Genomic DNA, 24196 nt, shown 5'->3' with positions numbered 1-24196 from the left:
AATAATTTATTTATGCCACAGCTGGAAGAATTTAAGAGCTATAATCTGCTTTTTTAGACTTTCAATTATTCAAAAGACTAAAAAGTAAAGCAAGGTATTGGACACAGCCAGAGAAGTGCGCATAACATTTTCCTTCGTTCCTCAAAAAAATGCCCTTCGGGACTTATAGCACTTCACCTGTCTGACTGTCCAATTGAAGACTGCTTTCTTTTTTCCCTTTTTCTTTTTTTAAGTATTTATACATCGTAACAGTCTACAGCCATCATGACCATATTTTGCGCATGATACATTCAAATATTTTCTTTAAATTAGAAGCCTGCTTTTAAAAATCCCCAAAGATTGCCACGTTTCTGCAATCAGCAAGATGTACGGTTGTCTGACAACCGCCTATCTTGCCACCTTCTGCCTCGGAACTCGGCGGTGGAGAATCTTAAAAGAAGAGAGTTCGAAAACAATGAAAAGGAAAAATGATGGAAAGAGAAAATTCTAACAGATCACGCAGGATAACCCTGCGTCTGACAGAGAAAGAGTATGCAAAAATTGAAAGCCAGTTCAAGGCAAGCACCTGCAGAAAACTAAGCGACTATATCCGTAGGCACATATTCAGCAGACCAATAACAAGCACTTACCGCAACCAGTCTTTAGATGATTTAATGGAAGAAACCGTCGTGCTTTCTTCAGAACTCCGTTCAATTGGAAACAACATCAACCAGATTGCCAGAAAAGTAAATACGCTGAAAATGATTCCTGAGTTTAAAACACAGCTGTTTTTATTTGATTTGGAAAGAAAAGTACTTTCTAATAAATTAGAAGCAATCAGCAGTCATACCCAAAAAATATCGGAACAATGGTTGCAGTGATAAAAACCAGCCGTTCGATAAACAGCATTCTCAACTATAACGAAAATAAAGTTAAGGAAGGAGTGGCTGAGTGCATTAACGCCGTGAACTATCCTCTTGAATTAGAGAAATTAAACTTTACCCAGAAGCTGAACCGTTTTTTAAAACTGTCTTCATTGAATGTAAATGCAAAGCGGAACAGTGTTCACATATCGCTCAATTTTGACCCGTCGGAAAATCATTCTAAAGAAAAGCTGATTGAAATTGCAGACACTTATATGAGAAAAATAGGTTTTGGAAAACAGCCCTATTTAGTGTATCAGCATCATGATTCAGGGCATCCGCACCTGCATTTGGTCACAAACAATATCCAGAGAGACGGGAAAAGAATTGATCTGCACCTTATAGGCGTTAAAAAATCAGAGCCTGCGAGAAAAGAAATTGAAGAGCTTTTCGGGCTGGTAAAAGCCGAAGGAAGAAAACAGAAAGAAAACTTTTCATTAAATCCGATAGATATCGGCAGAGTCCAATATGGAAAAGCAGAGTCCAGAAAGGCAATAAATTCAGTTTTAAACAAGGTTTTATTTGATTACAAGTATTCAAGCCTGCCTGAACTCAATGCAGTTTTAAACCTTTATAATATCCATGCTGACAGAGGAAGTGCGGAATCGAGAGTTTTTAAAAACAACGGACTGCTTTACAAGATACTTGACCAGAATTTAAAACCGATAGGCGTGCCGATAAAAGCCAGCGAATTTTACAGCAAACCCACCTTAAAATTTCTGGAAGAAAAATTCAGGGTAAATGAAGCAAAGAAACAATATGGCAAAAGCCACGTTAAAAATGCTTTGAGGCAGGCTTTTTTTGATGAAAGAATGATTTCTGTAGAGAGATTATCCGAAAGACTCAAAGATGAAGCCATTCATACTGTTTTAAGAAAAAGCAGTGAGGGAAAACTTTATGGAATTACATTTATCGACTTTAAAACACAGTCGATTGTCAATGGAAGCAGTCTGGGAAAAGAATTCAGTGCAAAGGGAATTCAGAAAAGCTGCGCAATGAACATTATAGCATTTGGAAAAAAGCATCAAAACTCTATTTCAATAAATCCAGAGAACTTTCAGGGTTTTGAATCAAGAAAGTATATTAAAGAAAATCTTGCAGAAATACTATGTCATGGGGAAAAAATAAATGATTATGTATCAAAAGAATTTAATTACAAAAAGAAGAAAAAGAGACTTCATAAAGGAATGTAAAAAAGTTAAAGGAAAAATATCCTTTAACTTTTAATGTATTTTAAAAACATCAATCCCTAATTAACAACAATTACCTCAACGTTAAAGTCATGTCCTCCTTTTATTCTATCGCCATTAAGATCTTTAAAATTTGAAACATCTCTGGTTTTTTTATAAGGATCATAAACAAAACAGTATAGTTTTCTCAACCACTGACATTCATGATAAGATTCAAAGTCAACCTTTAACTGCTCGATAAAATGCGTCTCATTTGAATCTTTAAGTTTAATCATTTTTACCTCGATCAAAATCTTTTCTTCTCTTATGATTAAATCAATTTTGGTAGACTTTTTACCAACTTTAGGTATTGGATCTTCTTCTCTCAAATTTGGAAAAACAGACTTTAAAATAACATATAATATATCTTGTACATCATATTCATCCTCAATTTGAAACTCAGCATGATTTAATCTTCTTCCTGTTATTATCTTTTGAATGGCATTACTAAAGTTATTTAATACATCACGTACTAATTCATCAGCATTTTTATTTGTAAACCTAACTTGTAAAATTATGTGCTCTAAATCTTCTAAAAGGACTTGTAATTGCACATCAATATTATTAAGCAAGGAAGTAGATTTTAAAGCGTTATTTAGTTCATCCATTGTTATGGAGTCAATATTTAAAATGGCCCTTACAAAAATTGCAATGGGATTATTCTCCTGCTGGATTTCTTCATATAACTTTGTCGTTAAAGATGGTTCTATTTTGCTAAGAAAATATTTTTGTTTCCAATCGCTTTGTTCAAATTTATCTTCCAAAGATTTATGCAATTCATTTTTCGCAGATAAATAAAGGCCTGAAAACTTATATATATTGGAGGTAGCACTAATTCCTTTAATTGGAACTTTTGAAAAAATTTTCATTACCTCTGAACTATTAATTTTTTCTTTTCTATAACCAATTAGTGCAATTTCTTCTTCAGGGCTTAAATCAAATGTAAAATTGGATAAGTCTTCAAACGAACGAATGTACAAGTAGGAAGCTAGTTCAATATTTTTTATTTGAACTAGCTTTTCTCTATTATGTATTAAAATTTCTCTTAAATAAACCATAACTTTTCACTTACAGCTCTTAATCTTTCATAATCCCATCCATCCACTTTTTTAAGTTCTTCAGTCATTTTAGCCATTAACGAAGGATACATTATTGTTACTGTTCTTTTAGAGGGCATGTAGCTTCTATGTGATAAGTGAGAAAACCAATATACCTGTTTGGCAATATAAAATAGACTGGTGTAGGTCGATCTTTTATCTAATTCAATTTTTAATGGCAAATCGCTTTTACTTACAAAATGTAATAAAGCAGAATATTTACTAAGTTGGATGTAAGTTCCCTGAATTAAATCATTTTTACCATCATTACTATATAATCGAAAATTATGACCATAAGCTAAATGTACCAATGCAAATTCAAAATTATAATTTGCTAATCTTTCTTTAAGACCATTTATTGCTTTTATTTCATATTCCTCACTAGCAGACTTAAATAAATGAAAAATTAAACGAAATGTACCAGATTTGTTCATTTCTTCAACTAATGGCTTTAACATCTTGAAAAGATGATTCTCTAAATTTTCAGCATAATTGCTAAATGACGATAAAGGAGAACAATCTCCTGTCATATACCTACCGTCATTATGAAATACCTGGGCTATTCCAAGTACAAACTCTCCATTTTCAGATAGAGTAGAACCAATACCAACTACTAACTCATCTTTTACTTTGTCTTCCTTCTCAATTGTCCATGCAGTTCCTCCTAACTTTGCATACGAATTTAAAGAAATATTAGTCAACGTAAATTCATTTAAATTTTGCCTTATTGTCTCGATTTGAATATCCTGAGTTGGGATTCCATTTCCTATAAATTTTGCCTTACATACATAGTAAGGTGAATCACTTGGATTTAATTTTTCCTGCATTTGATTTACAATTACATAAATTAAATCGCATCCAAGCAACAAACTATCATATAGCACATCTTTGTAACTTTGCAAATCAGTATTATCAACAATTCTAAAACAAAAACTTAAGGAATTGAAATGGAATACTTCTTTAAGCTTAGCTTCTATTTTTTTTATAAAAACTTCCGTCTCGCCCTGATATTCTGCTGGACAAATAACACCTATTTTAATATTTTTATTCTGATACAATTCTAAAGAATAGGGCTGGTATGCTTTAACCATCTGATCGTAGCTTCTAAGATTCAGCGTATTTTTACGATTACTATAGAAATATCTTTGAGGTTTGCTTATCATCTCTGACTTGATTAGATCATTTTCAAGTGGCAAATATTTTTTTGAAATTGTATTAATACTCAAATTAAATGGCATAGTGATTTCTTGTTTATTTTTGTCAAGCCAGTTATAAAAAGTATCTATTACAGAAAAAACTTTAGTGTTCTTGTTTTCAATAAGTATAATTTTATCATATTTACCTGAAAGTCCTTTTGTTTCTAAAAAACGTTTTAAAGATTGCTTATTTGCAAAAATTCTTTCTTCATCTCCTTTTAACCCCTTAATATCGACTCCTTGTTTTTCGAATTCAATCCGACTCCAAGAAAACGAATTTTTTAATGATGTTGATAAGCTAAAACCAAGTAACAGCACATCTTCCTTATAAAAAAAACAAGGGCTGAAATGTACTATTCTATTAACAATTAAACCTTCAAATTCACCATTAAGAACATCCTTCGGAGAAATAATCTCCCATGAATTTGAGTGTTTATTTTTAAAAAGTTTATAGCCTTTGGCTTCAATGAAACTAATTATTCTCCTTTCTAAAATTTTCGAAAGCACCTTAGGTTTTTCGACAAAGTTAATATCTACGAGATAAGTTCCCTTCGGATATTCAGCTTCAGAATTATTCTTCCAAATTAAAATTTTATCATTATCCCTATAAAAAGAAAGGTTCGGAAAGTCGGATTTCAACTTATTAAAAGCTTCTCTTGAAGAATAATCGTTGTAACTGAGAGAATGTACATATGAGATTTCTGTACTTGCAGAAATGGATATTTGATAAAAGTTTAAAAATAGACCGCTCATTAATTTATTTACTTTTCGTGACTTACCTTAAACAATGTGCTAACTTCAAGCTAATTTAATATTAATAAACCATATAAAACAACTGAGTTATAAACATGTGTTTTCTTCATAATTCTTAAAAAACTTAATCTAAACGAAATCAAACAAATTAAACACTTGTTATTTCAAACACTTGAATATTTCTACTTGATTTATATCATTATTTATCTTTCCCACATTTTTATGGCAATATCAAATAATTTATCTTCTCTTTCTTTTATATTATTCTCACTCCATTCCTCGTTATGAATATAATCTGTAGTTTGCCTAAGCGTTGAGTATTTTAGCAGAGCATCCTTTTTCTTTTTCCAACTTGAATCGCGCATTGAACTGTTAAGCTTGCCTCTTATTAATGTTAAATTACCTAATGTTAACAATTTATGCCTTCTAAAATCTGCTTCAATACCTTCTGGAAGCTGTTTCCAATTTTTAATCCAATTCTTAGGCATAATATGTTCTACACTAAATCCTTCAAAATTTAGTCTTGGATTATCAGCAAAAGCATGATCTAGTTCGTAAAGTGCAATGCAATATAGAACTTCACGGCTGTATTTATTAATTAAATGCGAAGTACCAAATGCTGCTTTAAATTCTTCATTCGTGGGAAATTTATTCGTTACTTCTGTATAATCAAGCAGTCTGCCTTTTATGCTATCTGCAGATATTTCAGACATTTGTTTTGTCTCTGCCAAAAGTGATAAAAACAAATTATTGTAATTTTTAGTAGTAAATTTACAAATTGTTCTTCTTGTAATATAGGATTCCAATACTTTTAAAATTGCTATACGTTCATCAATCTCTTGTACATTTTTGTATATGAATAGGATCAACGGAAAAATAGTCGTAATGTCAAATTCTTTTATAAGATGAAAGAAACGTTTCTCATGCTCCTTATATGATATTTCGGAAAGATTTTCTCCATCTGGCATTTCCTGATAAACTATAGCATACTCTTGCAGTTCTTTTGCAAAAGCAATTAATTCGCTATCACTTTTACCGTTTAAATAATTTTTAAATTCTTTAAAAAGAGTTTCCATTTTGACATTCCCTTCTTTTATAATAACTAGATAACTATATAAAAACAATTCTACAGTTGTTCTTCGCACCCTTCCAGAAGTCTTTTCTCTATTCCAAAATTCTATTATATCCTCATCTGCTTCAAATATACTATACCAATAATCTTCATAATAGTCTACAACGCACTTATTAGCGTACAAGTGATTTTTTAAGAGCTCAGCTGTGGTTAATTTTACACCGAGAGAGTTTATAGTATCAAAAATCTGCTGTACATCATCTTCAGCATTTAGTGCCATATGAATGACTGGAAGACGTTCAATAATGACATTTACATATTTTCTCACATCGACGATGTCGCAATCTTTTGATATTCTATATCTAAAATAAATATAAGCACCTATAATGTTACTAATTGATTCTATCTTCTTTTCTAAATCTTCAATCTTTAAATCTTTATATTCATTCCATAAATTGTTATTCCCATTTTTATCCTGAACAATATTTTGAAAGTTTACCGTATCTACTTTACTGTGCTTAATTCTTATATTTTCTTCACCGTAAGAATCTACAAAAGTAAAGAAGTTCTTAATCCAAGTTTTTGCACTTTGCTCTTCTGTTACATCATAAAATGCTCTTAGCAAAACACATACTGTTGTCAAACGTTGCTGTCCGTCAATCAGTTCATATTCTGTTGCTCCAACTCTTTGCGAAAGAACTTGTTTTATAATTATCGTACCTATAAAGTGTTCACTAAAGTTGTTATTATTCAATTCATTGTATTCTTCAAGAATATTTTCCCAAAGTTCCGCCCAATTTTCAGTTTTCCAGACATAGCTTCTTTGGAAAAATGGAATTATATATTGACTTGAACCATTTAGAAATGAAAGTAGTTTTTCTTTACTTGCACTTAGCATATTTTTTAAATTAGAGATTTATGTATTTAATTTTAGCGCATATCAACTCAGAAATGATAAGAAAAGCAAGGAAACAAATTTCTGCGAAAATTGAACAGGTATTTATACTTGATTTGAAAAGTTAAAATTTCAATTCTTTATCCTTTCATATTTATTACTCATATTCATTAATCATATTAAATCCCATCTGAAAAGACGGGACTTAATATTTAATCTTTCGGTTTATGCTTGTGTGGTTTTAAATCAGGATGTTTATCTTTATTAGGAGGATTAACCCTCCTTCTTTTATCATCTTTTCCCTCATCTGTTTTTGGCTTTGGTCCAGGTTTAATTGCATACATACTTTCCATAATTTTTATATTTTAAAGTTTTAGAATCAAAAACGATTCAATAGCAAATAACTAAAATCTTCGAAGTATAATTTTATGGAAAACCGTAACTTATAAATATATTTCAAATATTAGCAATAACTTTAAGCAAATAAAAAAGGAGAGTTTTATTAGTTCATTTGCCCACATTAAAACTAACCTCACTTTTAGAATTCTTTTCCAAAGCATAATCCAGCCAGATATAATTTTCTTGTGTCTGATATAAGTACACAGTTCATCTACTTCGTAAGTTTTACCTCTGCTGACAATTGGTCTAGTTATATTTCTCGCAATGGAGACAATTCTTTTCAATAATGTTGTCGCTGATATTTTTAATACTCTTGCCGTGCTTCTTATTCCTAAACCTTCTTTGGTGAACAGCACGATCTCCTGATTGATATCTCCTTTGCAAGCGTTATACTTATAGTTAATCTACTGTCGTTTTTGACAAATAGTACATTTATAACGCTGATTACCGTTAGATTGAAATCCATTCTTTATGCATTTACCATTGCAAAAATTACATTTTATTTTCATGACCTAATTTGAAACACTAAGGTAAGGCAAAAGCATTTTAAGGCTTATTAAAAGACAACAAACGAAAGAGACGACCTGATGGTCATCTCTTTTTCCATTCAATAATTTAATTTTAATATTCTTTTTTAGTTAGCTACATGGATATATTTCAAAACACCTAATCTGTAACACTACCAAATGCAATTTATTTCGATTAAACACAAATTTTGCAAATACAAAACAGACTTTCAATAATCACCAAAACCCAACTTGCACTTACTAGCTGTTGTGGGAAGTGCTTTAATTTAAATATCTTTGGATTTCAAATCGAAAGAGTTCTTGTTGCTTTTGAAGGTAATTATTAAAATCCCGAATGTTTTTAACTCGTAAATTTCCATTATTATCAATCTCTATATTTTCAATTTGATTGTCACTTTGTAACTTGGTAATTATGTTAACGCTGAGTCCGAAACGCGCAAGCTTAATTACTTCCATGTCATTTGTGCCATAAATGTAATTGAAATAATAATCTTCTGGAATTATTTCAAATTCATATAAAAAAACAATTAGTGAGTTTAATTTAAAACTGATAAAATCCTCCTCCATTTTCAGTTTTACGATAGCAATATTTACAAGTTTATCCTCAGAAATATTTAAATCAATATAAACTTTCCCATTATAGTGTTTGTTGTTATAGGTTTTATATGGACTAATCATATCTCCGTATGATTCACCAATGTATAAACTTGAGTCTTCGGATTTTGCTTTTTGTTTAAAATACTTTAAAGTATTGGTTATACGTTCATTTAAATGCATTTTTTGCATTACCTCTAAGTAATTATTATAATAATTTCTTGCTTTTTCATTTCTTAATCGCTCTACAACAAAATCTGAGATATTATTTTCATTGTTTTCTATAAATATTTTAAAAACGATGTCTACAATCTTATCTGAGACAGCAAAATTATAACTTGAAATATTTTGAATAACCGTATTAATGGCTTTATCTAAATCATGAAAAATCATATTAATAGAATTTTCTATGAAATTCTTTTTTATTTCGAAATCCAAATTTGTAGGATCTTCAAGAACAAATTCAGAATATTTAAGAATTTCTTGATCAATTATTGAGTGTTTTATTTTTCTTTCAAGCTTTTCTTGTTTGTTTCCCGAAAAGGATAAGTCATCAATATTATAATTTTGTATCAGCGGATTTTTTATTGTGTCTTTAAAACTATCTTCTCTAAGCGATTTTATCGCAGATTTAATACTAAGTTTACCTTGATAGTATTCATGATCTAAAAAATGAATTTTTGATACTAAACCAGATAAATTTTGTTTGTCTTTTTTAAAAACATCATTTAATCTATTGGCTCTACCAATCAGGTTTATTAAATCTTTAACCTTTAATCGTTCAATTTTGTTTCCGGTTCCATTAGTTGTGATGAAAATGGTTTCAATAGGTAGATTTATTCCTTCAAGAATAACGGAATTAGCCACAATATATCTTATCTCGGCAACGGTTTTAAATTTGTCTTCCAAATATTCTTTTATAATATTTGGTATTTTTGCATGAATATAAACTACACCTTTTTTTATGTAATCTACCGCATAAAAAGATTTATGAACTTCTTTTGTTAGTGTTTCTACAATAATATCTATTTCTTTGTTTCCGCTAAGGTTTGTATAAACGTTTTTAGATATATTCTCAGCTAAACTTTCAACCTTTACGGGCCTTGAATTAAAGATAAAATTCTTGTTGCTTGAATTACTTTCAATATATTTAAAGTAGTTAATCTTGCCGTTTATAGTAAAATATGAGTCAGTAAATCTATCATAGAAATAGCTTTGATTATCTTTAAATAAGTATAATTCAAAAGATTTGAAATCGTGTTGTATTCTCTTGGTGTAAATTAATCCAGTATTTGAATTTTTAACTTTTAAATTCTGGTCATTTTCTATTAGAGGCGATAAGTAAACTACTTTTTGTTTGTTATTTCTAATGTAATTCAGTTGCATTAATCTTGATAGAATATAGCTTCGAGAATCCCTATCGAAAAGTTTATGTGCTTCGTCAATAAAAAGAATTTCAAAGTTTGACAACTTGTATTTGTTTAATATTCTTGTAGCTCTTTCTTGTGTTAAAATCCCAATGAATTTTTGATCATTAACATTAAACATTTCATCATGAAGAACTAGTTTATAATCAAGCTTAAGGGATTTAATTTCTTTATAGGTTTGGACAAGAAGTGATTTTGATGGAACAATAATAGCAATCCTAGAATAATTGTTCAATTTGATAAATTCTTTAATAATAGAGCTTTTTCCATATGATGTTGGTGCTATGTATGCGATTTCTTCTGAATCACTATTAATTATTGAATTTCTAGATATGTTTTGCTCTAAAGATTCAATGTAATTTTCAGGTGATTTGAAATCTTTTCTGTACGAAATGAAAGTTATTGCATCAAGAATTAGATTTTTAGAGTTGACCTTGTAAAGATTTCTATTTTGGTCTGTAATAAAATCTATCAAAGGATAAAATCCAATTTGTAAGCTGATTTCATATAGTGGTTTATAATTTTTTGAATTAATCGAGTATTTTAAAATGATGTAGTATCCAATTTTAAAATAAACTTTTAATCTCTTGTCAAGATTGTAGTTTTTAAAAAAAAGTAATGCACAGGTAAGTAAATATTCTTCTTCAATATCACTTAGTTGCTTATTCAAGCAAAGCTTTTGGAATGCTTCTTTAAAGTACTCGTCATTTCCGAGTTTTTTTAACTGTTTTAAATCATCTGTTTTATCCATCAATGAATTTAATAAAGTCGTCTATACTTTTCTTATTTATACAAATAAGATTTAACTTTTTTGCTTTGTATTTTTTGCAAAGACTTTCTAATTTATGTTTCAAATCATCGTTGTCAATTGTCTTCCAATTATCACCTAAAAAAATCGTAGAGCATGGAATAATATTATATTCATCTATTTTATGATTAATTTGATTAATATAATCACTACTTAAATCAGCAATTATTTTTGAAAGTGTCTTGTTTTCATGAATATTTCTGTTATCGATATGATTTTTTGCATTTTCCCAAGGGTTATTTTCCTCATTATCTACAGATTCAATTTTAAGTTTGATGTTGTTGTAGGCTTCGCTAATTTTTTTGTTATGAGTTTTTAAATTTGATGAAGTCGATTTACTTTCTAGCAACCAAAGTTCATTATCAAATAAATACAAGCCATCGAATCCTTTTTTGGGTCCGTTTTCTTCTAAATTTTTAAAAAGAAAATATTGTTCGAAGTTCTTTGATCTTAGATATAGGTGACAAATAAATTCTGCCACATATCCAATTCTAGGACGCTCATCATTTATTTTTGTTTTGAACCATCTATTAATTGCTTTCTTGATATCGCCAATATTTTCATTGCTTAAATTCCCGTTTCTAATATACCCAATCTCTTTTTCAATTTGATTTAATAAATCAATAGAATAACTTTCGATATTCAAAAAGTTTAGACATAACTTGTCAGATATTATTATTTGTGTCTCTTTAAACAAAGTTCCTAATTATTTGATTTTAACTGCGAGTGTCATAACATTTCCCACAACGGTTGCGGGCTTTGCGTTCGGGCGGTTTTGGAGTACAAATTTTCAATTTGTCACTAAAGTTCATTAGAAGCACAAAGCTCCAAGGTTGCACGTCAGCCCGCCTGAGGCAAAACCCGTGTTACTGGCTGCCCTGTTCGTTAACGTATATGTGTTTCTACTTTCTCTATGTTATGTCTCTTTAAAATGTTGTTAAGCGTATCAATAATTTCTCTCCTGTCGTTATTTAATGTTTCACTTACTTTTGTTTGCCAGTCACCAGGAAAATAAAGGAAATTATCCCGTTGCTCTATGTTGCCTTCTCTCAAATTATCTGTGGTAAAGCTTCTTATTTTTTGAAGTAGTCTCTCAATAATAGTAATCTCATTACGATCTTCCTGTTTACTTAAATTTTTTGCAGGATAAGATGTTGTTATTAAGTTGCCATCACGGTCGTACAATTTCCCTGTATTAAAGGCTCTTTGTGTGTCGGACATTGCTTTAAGAAAGTCTTCGCAATTATTTTCTGAATGAAAATTGGTGTTAAATGCTGGTCTGCTTAAAGAATGTTTCAATAGTGCAAGTATGTGAATGTCCTTGTCATATTGATTGAATTTCTTTAAAATTTCATCATAGTAAAAATATGCTAACTCGGAATGCTTATTTATTTCTTCTTCAAATGCTTCCCAAAACCAAATTTCAATTTTTGGAAGTCCTTTGCCTTTCCTTTTGTCATTTAGATTGTTGATGTGAGTTTGTATTTCTACATCTCTAAATGTCGTTGTTGCGATTATGAAGCGGTCAAGTTTTGGCGTAAAAGTGTCAGCAAGTATGAGTTCAGCGTCAATGATTTTTGTCGTGATTGCTGTAACAATTTTCCTCGCTGTCGCAGGAGTGTGTCCTTTATGTTTACACTGCAAACCGCTATTGATTTCATCCTTATCCCAGCCATACACATCAACACCATCCTGAGCTTGTCCCTGCCGTCCATAATTTTCAAAGTCTCCAGCAAGCCGGTATTTTGCAACATCCTTTGCAAGTTGTTCAAAGTCTTGCCAATTTCTTGGTGGCGGAAATGAAAGTATGAGTGTTCCCATTTATTTTTAGTTTGATTGGTCGTGTCGTCTTAGGGTTGCCACTAAATTGTTTATATGCTCAGTTTTTTCTCATTTTACCGAGTATATACATCCTTTTTTTGTTGTATACACTCAACTTTTGTTGAGTATTATTTTTTTATAAATCATCAAAAGGACTTTTTATTTGTTGTAGACTTTTTATACTCACATGGGTATAAATTTCTGTTGTTCTACTACTATTATGCCCTACTAATTCTTGTATATTACGTAAATCTGTACCGCTTTCCAATAAATGCGTTTCATAACTGTGTCTGAGCCAATGTAATGCTACAGGTTTGTTTATACCGGCCAATTTAATACTTTTTTTTAGTTTCTTCTAAGCTCCTGTCAGAATATTTGGTATTTTAGCTACTCTTCCAGGAGCCATGTTTGGGGTTTATAACGGATATAGTACTCTCAAAGCATCTCTAACATTTTGGGCGATAAAGGTATAATTCTGTCTTTTTTACCCTTGCTTTGCCTAATAATTACTTTGAAGCTTTTATCCTTCCTGCAGATATGGATTCTAGTCAAAAGCGATTGAAAAAATTCAAATAATAAAATTATACCTCATTCAAAATCTTCAAATCCTCCATAAATTGGTTCGAATTCTGCACCGTAAAAATCACATTTAATAACAAAAGTCTACCCGTTATTAAATTTGTAGATTTTTCAATTTCTAGTGACCGCAGAGGGGTTCGAACCATAGTTATATTGAATTTATTTTTTGACTGTATAAAGGCACATTACTTATAATATCTCATTTAATTTCGTCACAAAGTTCGGAAATCACCTGCGGGCGCTTGCAAAAAATTCCCCCATAAATGCAGGATAAAAATCCTGCTTTATTGCGTTGCTTTTTGCGCTTGCTGGATGATCTCCGATTGATGTTCCATAATTAATTTAAAATTTAAAATTATGGAAACTTTAAATCAGAAATGGCAGATTGTATCGGAAATTGAATTAATCTACAAATCAAAAATTAAAACCTCTGAAAGACCTCAGATCAAATCATCTAAAGACGCCTACTTACTTTTGAAATCCTCATGGGATCAGGGTAAGATAGATTATTTTGAACAATTCAAGATCTTGTTTCTGAATAATTCATTCAAAGTTTTAGGACTTTACGAAATGTCCTCGGGAGGAATAACAGGAACTATAGTAGATCTTCGCATGATATTTTCAGCAGCCCTGAAAGCAAATGCCACAAACATTATGATTACACATAATCATCCCTCAGGAAATACAAACCCCTCAGAAGCAGATAAACATATGACTGCAAAGATCAGACAGGCAGGCGAACTTCTTGATATAAAACTACTGGATCATCTAATCATAACCTCGGAGACTTATTACTCCTTTGCGGATGAAGGCGCCTTGTAGGTGCCATTTACCATTTTTTATACTGCTTTAAGTCATGTTCTGTAAAGATATCATCAGGGGCTCGTATGAGTGGATCCATCCAATTGATCTTTTTTTCAGCCCAAATTATCCATTGCTGAGTCTGATCATCTAATGGGTCGGTCTGCTCTTGAACAGCTTTTACATAATTCCGTAGTTTCGTAACCTCATCAAATCTTTGTGCTTCCTCAAGCAAGGCTTTAAAATCCTGTACCTCTTTTTGCTTTCTCTCAGCTTTATTCCTTTCAATTGCTTCTTGTTTTTCCCGTTCTATCTGTCGCAGTCTGCTTTCTTCCTGCCATTTCTTTTCCTTCTCTGCCATTATTTCCAGCTTGGCAACAATCCTCGCAAGTATTCCTTCCAAGGGTGTAGTGCCGTCTCGCCATTCTTTCTGGTCGGAATATTTTCCTACTTGAAAGACAAAGACACCCGTTGGCATTAGTTCAGTTGCACTGTATCCTTGTTTGGAAGGTACACGTTTGTTCGCTTCACGAAGATGCACCTCGATTTCGATACCGTCCACCACTGCGACCGTATAGCCATACTGGTTCTTTTTTAATTCATGTCCACGGTATTCAAGCAGCTTGATCAAAGCATCCATGAAGCGAAATGCCCTAGGCATAAGCGCATCAGCTACATGCAAGAATAGTCCTTCCCTATTCGGCTCCCAGTAACTTTTGCTTCTGTCTCGTTTTTCCCAGTTATCTTTAGTAATCTGTATGAGTCTATGAGGCTTATTTAGTTTTTCCCCAACTTCAAGAGGAGCTTTCGGGTCTTTTTCAATTTCTCTTGTAAGCAATACTATAGGCAAAGGAACTGGTATATGTTTTTCGGTTTCAAACTTCTTTTTCAGAATCTCCACTGTCTGGGATCCCGCATAATTCTGAGGCAGTTTTGTCTTCCACTCTCTGCCGTACCTAACCTGTACCCAGTAGCTGGCATAAGGAAGAGGAACCTGTATTTCTGCGCAGGCGGCACGGAGATTGTAACTGGATATGCCATAGAGTCTGGTGATCTGCTCCATGGTCTTTTTCCATACAAGATCGTATAATTCCTCCCGTGTAAATGAGATTGTTTTCATAGGTGCTTTAAGAATGCAAAACGACAGAAACATCATTCATATTTTATCAAAATAGATTAAAGTTTGAGAAGTAGCAGATCTGCTTATTCAGGCATTTCATTTTCGAAATCCGCTGTTAAAAACTCCATTTCAATCCAATGTACGGTTAAATCAATAAGTTTTTTTAAATCCGAAAGATCTTTATTTTCCCATCTTCTAACATAATGTGTTTCATCATTACCCAACCAAACAGCTCTTTTAGACACTGATTCAATACGTTTGTCATCAATATAATCTTTAATACATTTTGCAAGAAGTTTTTGCTCTATTTGCTCAGCTTCATTTGGATTTTTAAACTTTGCATAATCTTTAATAAGATACTCCAATGCTTTTCTATATCCAACGCCACAAATTTCAAATAGCTGCTCTTGTTCCGCATAGAATGCTTGATTATAAATAGTTACAAATTCTAACGATAATTCCATAATAGAATGATTAAAATCTTTTTCTAAAATTGTTCCTCTCGTTACTCTGTTTTGGAATTCAAAACAGTTGAAATTATAGGTTTCTATATATTCACCTATGAAAGTTTTCAAGCATGTATTTTTTGGACAAGAAAAAAATACATCCATTTTATGGCTCGCTGAAATAAAACCAAAATGAGCATTCGGAGATATTGAGCTATGACAAAATGGACATTCGTTTGGCAAATCATTGATTATAGCATGTTCTTTATTAGTTTGAATTCCTATTGACATCTTATATGTTTTATTATTAATAGATTTATACTTTATTATTTTTCTCCAGTCTGAAGATAGTAAACAAAAAGATTGTTGTTCATTCTTAATTGTTTCGCATTTGTTATGATGATTTACCACGGTAGCACATTGATAAATTAACTCAATTTCAAAATCAGATTCAAATTCAATACCATGCATCAACTTGACTATTTATTTAACGATGTTCGCTCTTTTAAGAATAATCTCTTTTTTTTGGTCCATTTGTATTTGGTACACCTGTCTCGCTATTTATTCCTTTACCAATTACTCTTAAGAAATTGCCATCACCAGTATCTATTAAAACTAAATTATCAGGATACTTTTCGTAGAGTTTCGTTTCAATATCATTTATTAAATTTATGACAAAAATTAAATAATTAAGACTGTTTCTTTTAGCAAATTCCATAGTGTATTTTAGCTGAAAGCTTGGGTCAGCTTTTGTACTAATCGTATAATTATTTATGGCTTGCTCGTCTGGAAAGTCACGTAGAATCTTATCGCTATCACTGTGAGAAAATCCATTTCTAAATTGATTTTTAATTTGCGTTACAAGCTTATTCCTATTACTTTCCGATAATAGACCTTTCTCAAAACATTGCTCAATACTTTGATTCATCATTAACTTGCTATATTTTCTATGCGCTTCTTCCCAGTGCTCTTGTGGAGGGTAAGGAATTGGAGCCAATTCATTATAATCTTCAATTAGTGCTTTCTTTAAAAGTTTTTCAACTATATAATTCGTTAAAGTTATTGCCCCGTAATGAGATTCGTACATTAAACATTTGCAAACTTCATTTATATGTAAAAATATTTCACAAAATATAACTGGTTTATAATCCATTAAAGGCTTTAATGTGTTGAAATGTTTTTCAATCAAATTATTAGAGTTTTCTTTAAATTTTTCTATGTCCATATTATTTGAATAAAAAAGTGATGGGCTTTTGCCCTATGTAAAATTTCAAACTTCGACTAAACAGTATTCTAACTATTATCTTTTCGAGTTTATACTTTTCATTTTATTTAGCACTACTTATAATTACCGATCTTTTTTTGCGATTGGCATTTTTGCTTCCTCAGATAATTTATTTCTTTCGTCATACTGAATTGAATCGAAATCTCCTTTTTTAGAATTAAATTTCATATCAATTTTTGTTATTACACAATTCCCTACTTTTTGAAAAATACTAATTATCTCTTTTATGCCTATTTCAAATAAGAATTCATTTTTGTTTGCATCCGAATTTACAAATATTCCAAGTAATGCTTTTTCACTATTATGATAGATTTCAATTTTTTCATCATCTGGTATTTTTTCATCATCCATTTTTAGTCTAGAATCTTCTTCCACTATATCGATTATTGGAATAAAAAGATAACTATGTACAAATTGATTTATAAAAAATTTCAACTCACGTTTTTCAAATTTTGGACTTTTAAAATCATAGTTATCAAAAATATCATAACGATCTAATGTCATTATCTTTTCGTGATTACTTGGATAGACTTTACATAGAAGGCGAGAGTTGCAAAGCTTATTATCTAATTTATTTGCTTCCATTAATTTTCGAATGATATAAAAACCAACCATAATTTCCTGTTCAAATTTTGCTCGTCTAGAATCTGACCAATTTTTTTCAACGGTAATTTTTCTAGATATTTTTTTAGATATTTTGATGAGTTTCTTTCTCCAATAATAGCTTTCGTAAATCATATTTTTTGTATTATTAATATCTTATTCATGAATGCATGTGTTAACCATCTAAAACTATCAACTTTATTAATATTTGATGCTTTAATTTATATTATAATAGCCAAAACAAGGCTACCCTATAAGGGCAGATATACCATAATATGAATCATGTTAGTTTTTTTATTAATTCAAAACTACTTATATAGTACGCAGTTATTTTGCGTAGTTAAATGATAATATTTTATTCTTTTGATTTGTTATGCGATTGTACAACTAATAAATCTGATAATCAGAATGACTCTATCTAACATCAAACTCTAAAAGTTAAAGATTAAATGAATAAAATTTGAAAATTATAAAGTGGAAATTACAGATCTAAATCAAGTATAATTGTCGAAACTTTGAAATGAGTATATAAGTTGGAAGTGTAATAATATATATTTCAACCTAGAATTTTTAAATCATTAATAAAATGGTTCGAAAATTGTCCCGTTAGGGCTACAGAGAATGACCCATCAAAATTTTGATGGGTTTTTTGTTTTTTATTGCCCCTGTCAATGCCTGTAAACGTTTGGACTAATCCAAAAATCGAGTTTACTCTTCCAGTTAGATATTCCCTATTTTCAGACCTAATTGACAATCCCTCTGGAAATACCAGATTCTGGATTCTTATTTTGCTGTCTATATCGCCTTCTTTCCAGTATTTATTAATGTTCGTAACTTTCTCTATTACTTTATCGATATGTCTGCCGTGGTTAGATATTTTTTTGCCGTTTGCTGTAATCTGAAGCCCAACTTCTTTTAATTCCATATCAAACTGAAGCGAGTATCTATTGTATTTTTCATCTCCGAAATTCGGATTGTCAAAATAGCGTTTATCCAAGTTTTCGATTTTGGTTTCCAAATCTTTTTTCTTCGCAAGAAGGCTTTTCATTTCTTCCCTGCCTTCATTTTCCATGATATCAAAAAGTTTATTCAGCTGAAGTTTGAAAGGTTCTACAAATTGAGAACTTAGCGTATATCTTGATAATAGCTTTTCAAAAGAATCATTCAAACCTTCCGCTTTTGAATATGGTGTGGTCAATGCGTTGAAACTGGCATTTCTGCATTTCTGGCACTTGTAGTAGTGCGCATTCTTTTTTCTCACCACATAGCTTGTCAGAAGGCTTCCGCATTCGCATCTTAAAAATCCCGTCAATGGTCTGAACTCATTGATCCTGCTTTTGGAATATTCCTTGACTGGCACTTTGCTTTCAGAGAGCATTCTGTCAACCTTTAGAAAATCCTCCTCACTGACCAAACCTGTCCAGTTTCCTTTCACTGGCTCTTCAAGCAGTGCATTCACCGATATTCCGCAGTAAAAAGGATTGCGCCACATAGAACCGAGTGACTGTTTTGTAATATTTAAATTCAACTTTGCCAGTTTCTCCCTGATTACAAAATCCCTCTCACCCGCAAGCTTCCATTTCCAAGCCTTTTTTAAAATCTCTCCCTCTAAATTAATTGTGATAGACTGCTTTTCCTGTATTAGAGCGTAATCCCCAACCTTCCTTCCTCTCATTGTATAGCCTCTGGGAGCTTTGCCTAGCCAGTTTCCTGCTCTCAGTAGCGCTTTCATGCCAGGAATTGTTTTTTCGAGCCTGTCCATGTTTTCTCTTCTGGCATCTAAAAGCTTGCTGTAAATATCAAGTTTGCTGTACTCGTCATTGGTGCACAGACCAGAAGAAGTTTCAATTAAATGCACTCCGAGTTTATCCACAAGCTCGTGAACAATGCTAATAGCGTTTCCTCCTGTTCTTGAAAACCTGCTGATAAATTTTATGGCGATTGCAAAAGGTTTCTGTTTTGCGCTTTTAACCTCTTCCAATAATCTTGTAAACTCTTTTCTGGTAAAATCTCCCGAAGCGCTTTCATAAGTCCCTCCAAGCATATTTTTGAGCGTATAGCCGTTTTTGGAAGCAAACTGTATTATTTCCATACGCTGTTCTTCAAGACTGTTGTTTACTAACTGTAGTTTTGAGCTTACCCTTGTGTATCCCCAGATTTCTTTTACCTCAGCCTTTTGGGCTAATTTTTCTTTCTGAAATTTCTTAAAACTTTCAATCCCCATAGTCTACATTTTAAAATTATATACAATCACTGCCAATTGAAATAAGCTTTCGATTATCTCATTCCCCTCCGATTCTGAAATTTCTTCAAAACCTCTGCAACTTCTTAATTCTTCAACTGTTAATTTCCCTTCATTTGTTTTAGTTGTTTCTTCTGCATCACAAATACCACTTTCTCCTTCACATAATCTAACCCCTTGTTTTTCAGTTTGTAAATTTACAAAAGTTTTCCCTCGGGTGATTCTTCTTCTCTCATCCGTTGCTCTGTTTTTCATTATACAATTCCTCTTCATTAAAAAAAGACCGAGCCTCGGTCTTTTTTATTCCACAATCACTATCCGCTATAAAGTTAAAACACTTTTTTCATTTTACCCTGATCAAAATTTGGTGGGGATACTACAAATATAAAACCTAATTCATTGAGGTTCATAAGTAAAATTTACCTATCATCACTCAATCCATTTTCATGTTTTCACAAAGATAAATCGCTTTTGCGTCAATCTCATGGACATAATATGTCCATAAAACTTTTAAGCAGTGTCTATAATACGAATAATTTAACTGCTTCATATTATAAATAAGCCAAAAGAAAAAAGAAAAGCAAGGTATTGGACACAGCCAGAGAAGTGCCCATAACGTATTTTTCTCGTCCCTCAAAAAATCCGCCCTTCGGGACTTATAGCACTTCAACTGTCTGACTGTCCAATTTTAGACTGCTTTCTTTTTTCCCTTTTTCTTTTTTTAAATATTTATCTATTGTCACATCCTACAGCCATCATGGACATATTTTGAACATGATACATTCAAATATTTTTTCTAAATTAGAAGCCTGCTTTTAAAAATCTCCAAAGATTGCCACGTTCCTGCAATCAGCAAGATGAACGGTTGTTAAACAACCGCCTATCTTGCCCCCCATTGCCTCGGAACTCGGCGGTGGAGAAACTTAAAAGAAAAGAGTTTGATAATAATGAAAATGAAAGATGATGAAAAGAGAAAATTCAAACAGAACACGAATCGTGGGACTGCGATTCACTCCTTTGGAGTATGCCGAACTGGAAAAAAGATTTAGAGCAAGCACCTGCCGAAAATTAAGCGACCACATCAGAAGCCACTTATTCAACAGACCAATTGTCTCCACTTATAGAAACCAGTCTTTAGACGATCTGATGGAAGAGACAGCCGTACTTACTTCCGAATTACGGTCAATCGGCAATAATATCAATCAGATTGCCAGAAAGATAAACACGCTCAACACAATTCCCGATTTTAAAGGGCATCTTTATCTGTTCGAGATCCAGAGAAAAAGACTTTTTGATAAAATGGAAGAGGTCTCAGGCCACACCCAGAAAATAGCAGAAAAATGGTTGCAGTGATAAAAACTAGCTCGTCCATAATAGGTATTCTGAATTACAACGAAAATAAAGTTGAGATCGGAAAAGCGGAATGCATAAGCGCAGTGAATTATCCGCTGGAACTGGGAAAACTGAGTTTCACTTCAAAATTAAACCGTTTTCTGAAACTGGCAGAACTCAATACCAATGCGAAGCGGAATACGGTGCATATCTCGCTAAACTTTGATCCTTCTGAAAATCATTCGAAAGAAAAACTCGCTGAGATTGCGGATGTCTACATGGAAAAACTGGGATTCGGTAGACAGCCCTATCTGGTGTATCAGCATCATGATGCGGGACATCCGCACTGCCATATCGTGACAAACAACATTCAGAGAGACGGCAAAAGAATCGATCTGCATTTACTGGGAATCAGAAAATCAGAACCCGCCCGAAAAGAAATTGAAGAAATGTTCGGGCTTGTAAAAGCCGAAGGAAGAAAACAGAAAGAACATTTTTCGTTAAATCCGATAGATATCTGTAGAGTCCAATACGGAAAAGCAGAGTCCAGAAAGGCGATCAGTTCAGTTTTAAATCAGGTGTTGTTTGAATATAAGTATTCAAGCCTGCCTGAACTCAACGCGGTTTTAAACCTATATAATGTTCATGCTGACAGGGGAAGCGAAGAATCAAGAGTTTTTAAAAACCATGGACTGCTTTACAAGATACTTGACCAGAATTCTAAACCGATTGGCGTGCCGATAAAAGCCAGCGAGTTCTACAGCAGACCTACCTTAAAATTTCTGGAGGGAAAATTCAGAGTCAATGAAACAAAGAAGCAATACTGCAAAAGCCACGTTATAAATGCTTTGAGACAGGCTTTCTTTGATGAAAGAATTACTTCTATCGAGAGATTATCCGAAAGGCTCAAAGATGAAGCGATTCACACAATTTTAAGAAAAAGCAGTGAGGGAAAGCTTTATGGAATTACTTTTATCGACTTTAAAACACAGTCCATTGTCAATGGAAGCAGTCTTGGCAAAGAATTCAGTGCAAAAGGAATTCAGGAAAAATGTGCCTTGAACATTCTTGCACTTGAAAGAAAGCATCAAAACTCAATTTCAACAAATTCTGAGAACTTTCAAGATCTTAAATTAAGAGAGTATGTAAAAGAAAATCTTGCAGACATCCTGCTTCGTGGGGAAAAATTAAATGACTATGTTTCTAAACAGTTTAAACAAAAAAAAAGAAAACTTTATAAGGGAATATAAAAAAGTGGCACTTGGCCTCTTAACTTTATCTCCAATTTTCGTGAGCGTAATCACGTTTTCTTTAATAATAAAAACAGAAGAGACGACCAACTGATCGTCTCTTTTATTATCTGAAAACTATGTTTATACCAATTCATTAAACCATATTTGTTTAACTATATAATCTTGAATACTGTTATAAATAAGCAATCAAGCCTCGTAAAAGCATCCTTTTATTTGTATGATCCAGATGTCTCAGAAGTAATTTGTTTTGGCTGATACTTATATATATCTTTTTTCCTTAAAATAATTTTCTAAATCTTTTTTAAAAGTAGCCAAATCAAAGTCTTTAATTTTAGTTCTCATAGTTTCTATTATTTCTAATGATTTCAGAATTTCTAATGACAAATGTTTTTTAGCCTCAATTTCTGAAAAATTTTTGAATGTTTCAAAGTCTAATTTTATGCTATACTCTAGGCATTTTTCAACTTCATATTCAAATCCCTCGCTTTTTATATGTTTTTTTTCATTAGTATATTTTGGTCGTTTTGGTTTAAAAAATTGTTCAAACATTGGACTTACACATATAATTCCAATTACAATTTCAATTAAATCATTTCCATATCTCTTTTCTATGAAAGATTTTTTCATCTCATTTGAAAAATCTATTAAAAATCTGGTTTCGTTTTCTATTTCAGCAGAACTGTATTGTGCCAAGCCTAATCTCATATATTATTATATTATTAATTATTTACCTAAAAATTGGATTTCCTGGCGGCCTCTCACCATGCAAGAAATAATATCCATATATATAATATTTTTCTTGAATTAATATTTCCATTTGGTTTCCGCCAGGTGGAAGAGGCCGCATTCTCAAGCCATTTGTCTCAAGCCATTTTTCTGAATATCTATTTGTTTTTGTTGTTTGCCCATATTTCCAAACATCCCCAATTTTTAATTTGGTTGAACCCCCAGTATTCAAATTCGGATAATCTCGATTTTCTGTCGCCACTAGTTCATAGACAAAACCAGACGGCCCCAATGTTCTTTTTTTGATTCCCTCAATCTCTCGAGTCATCTTCTCAATATAGTCGCCAGAATAGAGATAAGCCGCTGCAGCTGTACCTGCTATTCCATATGCAACCCATTTAGGCCAAGCTGCGTCTGATGGCTCAGGGTCAATCGTAAAAAGTCGGAGACTTTTATTACGTTTAGAAATTCTAAGACCAAAAAAATTGCACAAAGTCAGAGACATTTGTGCAACTTTTTAATCTAAGTTTAGAACTCTTTGCAGAGCGGAGTAAATTACTAATTTAAAAAAACTCTCTCAAATATCAACCTCATATCCTTTTGTTCTTTTCAAAGTATTGGTTTTCAAAATTTTTAGTTCTCTCAATGAAGAATTCTTTACCTTTAATCATAAATTCGATTGCTCCCACAGGAAATTGAAAAGATACTATGGGGATATTAAATTGTTCCTCAGTCAAATTGTTCCCCAAAAGCTCTTTTTCATTATATTTCAGTTTATACCATAATCCTGATTCAAGATCTCTCCATCTGAAAATGGGATAATAATTCATTTTATCAGGTATTTCTATATTTCCTATTAGTTTCCATTTCTTCATTTTTATACCCGCTTCTACGGTTGTATAGAAATAAAAACTATATCCAGAATCAAGAATTTCATTTAAATTGTCATTATCAATATTTTGGTTAAAAACCCAAATTAAATTACCTCCCAAATAATGTGGATCTGTATAAAAATACTGAAAGTACCTAACTTCCTTTTCATCAATCACTTTAAATATATTTCCAGTATTCATTATTTTTTTAGCCATC

The 24196-nt window shown here is 31.8% G+C and carries 23 protein-coding genes; 5 read left to right on the top strand and 18 right to left on the bottom strand.

What is annotated here, in order from left to right; all coding sequences use genetic code 11:
• The first annotated feature begins 467 nt into the window (after positions 1 to 467).
• Both OD917_RS16385 and OD917_RS16380 read left to right on the top strand, forming a co-directional pair.
• A complete protein-coding gene (locus OD917_RS16385) occupies positions 468 to 860 on the top strand; it encodes a MobC family plasmid mobilization relaxosome protein (RefSeq protein ID WP_263524470.1) in 393 nt (130 codons plus the stop codon).
• Positions 848 to 2095: a relaxase/mobilization nuclease domain-containing protein gene (locus OD917_RS16380; protein WP_263524469.1), complete on the top strand. Its 1248-nt coding sequence runs from the start codon at positions 848 to 850 to the stop codon at positions 2093 to 2095. The genes OD917_RS16385 and OD917_RS16380 overlap by 13 nt, the downstream gene beginning before the upstream one ends.
• Before the next feature lie 56 nt (positions 2096 to 2151).
• Here the strand turns inward: OD917_RS16380 and OD917_RS16375 are convergent, their stop codons facing one another.
• The 9 genes from OD917_RS16375 to OD917_RS16335 form a co-directional block, all read right to left on the bottom strand.
• Positions 2152 to 3189 (bottom strand): hypothetical protein, encoded by a 1038-nt coding sequence (locus tag OD917_RS16375; protein ID WP_263524468.1) that lies wholly within the window; start codon positions 3187 to 3189, stop codon positions 2152 to 2154.
• A complete protein-coding gene (locus OD917_RS16370) occupies positions 3177 to 5177 on the bottom strand; it encodes a Piwi domain-containing protein (protein ID WP_263524467.1) in 2001 nt (666 codons plus the stop codon). Before OD917_RS16370 ends, OD917_RS16375 begins: the two co-directional genes overlap by 13 nt.
• Before the next feature lie 203 nt (positions 5178 to 5380).
• Positions 5381 to 7147, bottom strand: a complete 1767-nt coding sequence (locus OD917_RS16365; RefSeq protein ID WP_263524466.1) for a DUF262 domain-containing protein — start codon at positions 7145 to 7147, stop codon at positions 5381 to 5383.
• Positions 7148 to 7356: 209 nt separating this feature from the next.
• A complete protein-coding gene (locus tag OD917_RS16360) occupies positions 7357 to 7497 on the bottom strand; it encodes a hypothetical protein (protein ID WP_263524465.1) in 141 nt (46 codons plus the stop codon).
• Between the two features lie 90 nt (positions 7498 to 7587).
• Positions 7588 to 7899, bottom strand: a complete 312-nt coding sequence (locus tag OD917_RS16355; RefSeq protein WP_263524464.1) for a hypothetical protein — start codon at positions 7897 to 7899, stop codon at positions 7588 to 7590.
• Between the two features lie 432 nt (positions 7900 to 8331).
• The gene (locus OD917_RS16350) at positions 8332 to 10842 is read right to left on the bottom strand and encodes a DEAD/DEAH box helicase (protein WP_263524463.1); all 2511 of its coding nucleotides are present in this window, start codon (positions 10840 to 10842) and stop codon (positions 8332 to 8334) included.
• Positions 10835 to 11545 carry a hypothetical protein gene (locus tag OD917_RS16345; RefSeq protein WP_263524462.1) on the bottom strand — a complete coding sequence of 237 codons (711 nt, stop codon included), beginning with the start codon at positions 11543 to 11545 and terminating at the stop codon, positions 10835 to 10837. Before OD917_RS16345 ends, OD917_RS16350 begins: the two co-directional genes overlap by 8 nt.
• A gap of 239 nt (positions 11546 to 11784) precedes the next feature.
• Positions 11785 to 12720: a hypothetical protein gene (locus tag OD917_RS16340; RefSeq protein ID WP_263524461.1), complete on the bottom strand. Its 936-nt coding sequence runs from the start codon at positions 12718 to 12720 to the stop codon at positions 11785 to 11787.
• Positions 12721 to 12856: 136 nt separating this feature from the next.
• Entirely contained in the window at positions 12857 to 13051 is a 195-nt protein-coding gene (locus OD917_RS16335; protein WP_263524460.1) for a tyrosine-type recombinase/integrase, read from the bottom strand.
• Between the two features lie 605 nt (positions 13052 to 13656).
• Here OD917_RS16335 and OD917_RS16330 point away from each other — a divergent pair.
• The gene (locus tag OD917_RS16330) at positions 13657 to 14121 is read left to right on the top strand and encodes a RadC family protein (RefSeq protein WP_263524459.1); all 465 of its coding nucleotides are present in this window, start codon (positions 13657 to 13659) and stop codon (positions 14119 to 14121) included.
• Positions 14122 to 14128: 7 nt separating this feature from the next.
• Here OD917_RS16330 and OD917_RS16325 read toward each other — a convergent pair whose 3' ends face one another.
• The 6 genes from OD917_RS16325 to OD917_RS16300 form a co-directional block, all read right to left on the bottom strand.
• Positions 14129 to 15220 carry a hypothetical protein gene (locus OD917_RS16325; RefSeq protein ID WP_263524458.1) on the bottom strand — a complete coding sequence of 364 codons (1092 nt, stop codon included), beginning with the start codon at positions 15218 to 15220 and terminating at the stop codon, positions 14129 to 14131.
• An 83-nt stretch (positions 15221 to 15303) separates the two neighbouring features.
• Positions 15304 to 16137: a hypothetical protein gene (locus tag OD917_RS16320; protein ID WP_263524457.1), complete on the bottom strand. Its 834-nt coding sequence runs from the start codon at positions 16135 to 16137 to the stop codon at positions 15304 to 15306.
• Positions 16138 to 16171: 34 nt separating this feature from the next.
• Complete coding sequence (locus OD917_RS16315; protein ID WP_263524456.1) at positions 16172 to 16891, bottom strand: hypothetical protein; 720 nt, start codon at positions 16889 to 16891, stop codon at positions 16172 to 16174.
• Positions 16892 to 17014: 123 nt separating this feature from the next.
• Positions 17015 to 17689 (bottom strand): hypothetical protein, encoded by a 675-nt coding sequence (locus OD917_RS16310; RefSeq protein ID WP_263524455.1) that lies wholly within the window; start codon positions 17687 to 17689, stop codon positions 17015 to 17017.
• A gap of 421 nt (positions 17690 to 18110) precedes the next feature.
• On the bottom strand, positions 18111 to 19778 hold the full coding sequence (locus OD917_RS16305) for a recombinase family protein (protein ID WP_263524454.1): 1668 nt from the start codon (positions 19776 to 19778) through the stop codon (positions 18111 to 18113).
• A 3-nt stretch (positions 19779 to 19781) separates the two neighbouring features.
• The gene (locus tag OD917_RS16300) at positions 19782 to 20051 is read right to left on the bottom strand and encodes a hypothetical protein (protein ID WP_263524453.1); all 270 of its coding nucleotides are present in this window, start codon (positions 20049 to 20051) and stop codon (positions 19782 to 19784) included.
• A gap of 705 nt (positions 20052 to 20756) precedes the next feature.
• Here OD917_RS16300 and OD917_RS16295 point away from each other — a divergent pair.
• Together OD917_RS16295 and OD917_RS16290 are read left to right on the top strand one after the other, a co-directional pair.
• The gene (locus OD917_RS16295) at positions 20757 to 21149 is read left to right on the top strand and encodes a MobC family plasmid mobilization relaxosome protein (RefSeq protein ID WP_263524452.1); all 393 of its coding nucleotides are present in this window, start codon (positions 20757 to 20759) and stop codon (positions 21147 to 21149) included.
• Complete coding sequence (locus tag OD917_RS16290; RefSeq protein ID WP_263524451.1) at positions 21137 to 22378, top strand: relaxase/mobilization nuclease domain-containing protein; 1242 nt, start codon at positions 21137 to 21139, stop codon at positions 22376 to 22378. The genes OD917_RS16295 and OD917_RS16290 overlap by 13 nt, the downstream gene beginning before the upstream one ends.
• 261 nt (positions 22379 to 22639) lie before the next feature.
• Here OD917_RS16290 and OD917_RS16285 read toward each other — a convergent pair whose 3' ends face one another.
• The 3 genes from OD917_RS16285 to OD917_RS16275 form a co-directional block, all read right to left on the bottom strand.
• Complete coding sequence (locus OD917_RS16285) at positions 22640 to 23086, bottom strand: hypothetical protein (protein WP_263524450.1); 447 nt, start codon at positions 23084 to 23086, stop codon at positions 22640 to 22642.
• A gap of 22 nt (positions 23087 to 23108) precedes the next feature.
• Positions 23109 to 23612 (bottom strand): hypothetical protein, encoded by a 504-nt coding sequence (locus tag OD917_RS16280; protein ID WP_263524449.1) that lies wholly within the window; start codon positions 23610 to 23612, stop codon positions 23109 to 23111.
• Between the two features lie 85 nt (positions 23613 to 23697).
• Positions 23698 to 24195, bottom strand: coding sequence for a hypothetical protein (locus tag OD917_RS16275; RefSeq protein WP_263524448.1), 498 nt, complete (start codon positions 24193 to 24195; stop codon positions 23698 to 23700).
• Between the last annotated feature and the right edge of the window lies 1 nt (position 24196).

Origin of the sequence: Flavobacterium sp. SH_e (assembly GCF_025717045.1) — a bacterium.
Taxonomy (GTDB): Bacteria; Bacteroidota; Bacteroidia; order Flavobacteriales; family Flavobacteriaceae; genus Flavobacterium.
Note: the sequence above shows the minus strand (reverse complement) of the source record. Positions and strands in the feature narration are given on the sequence as shown.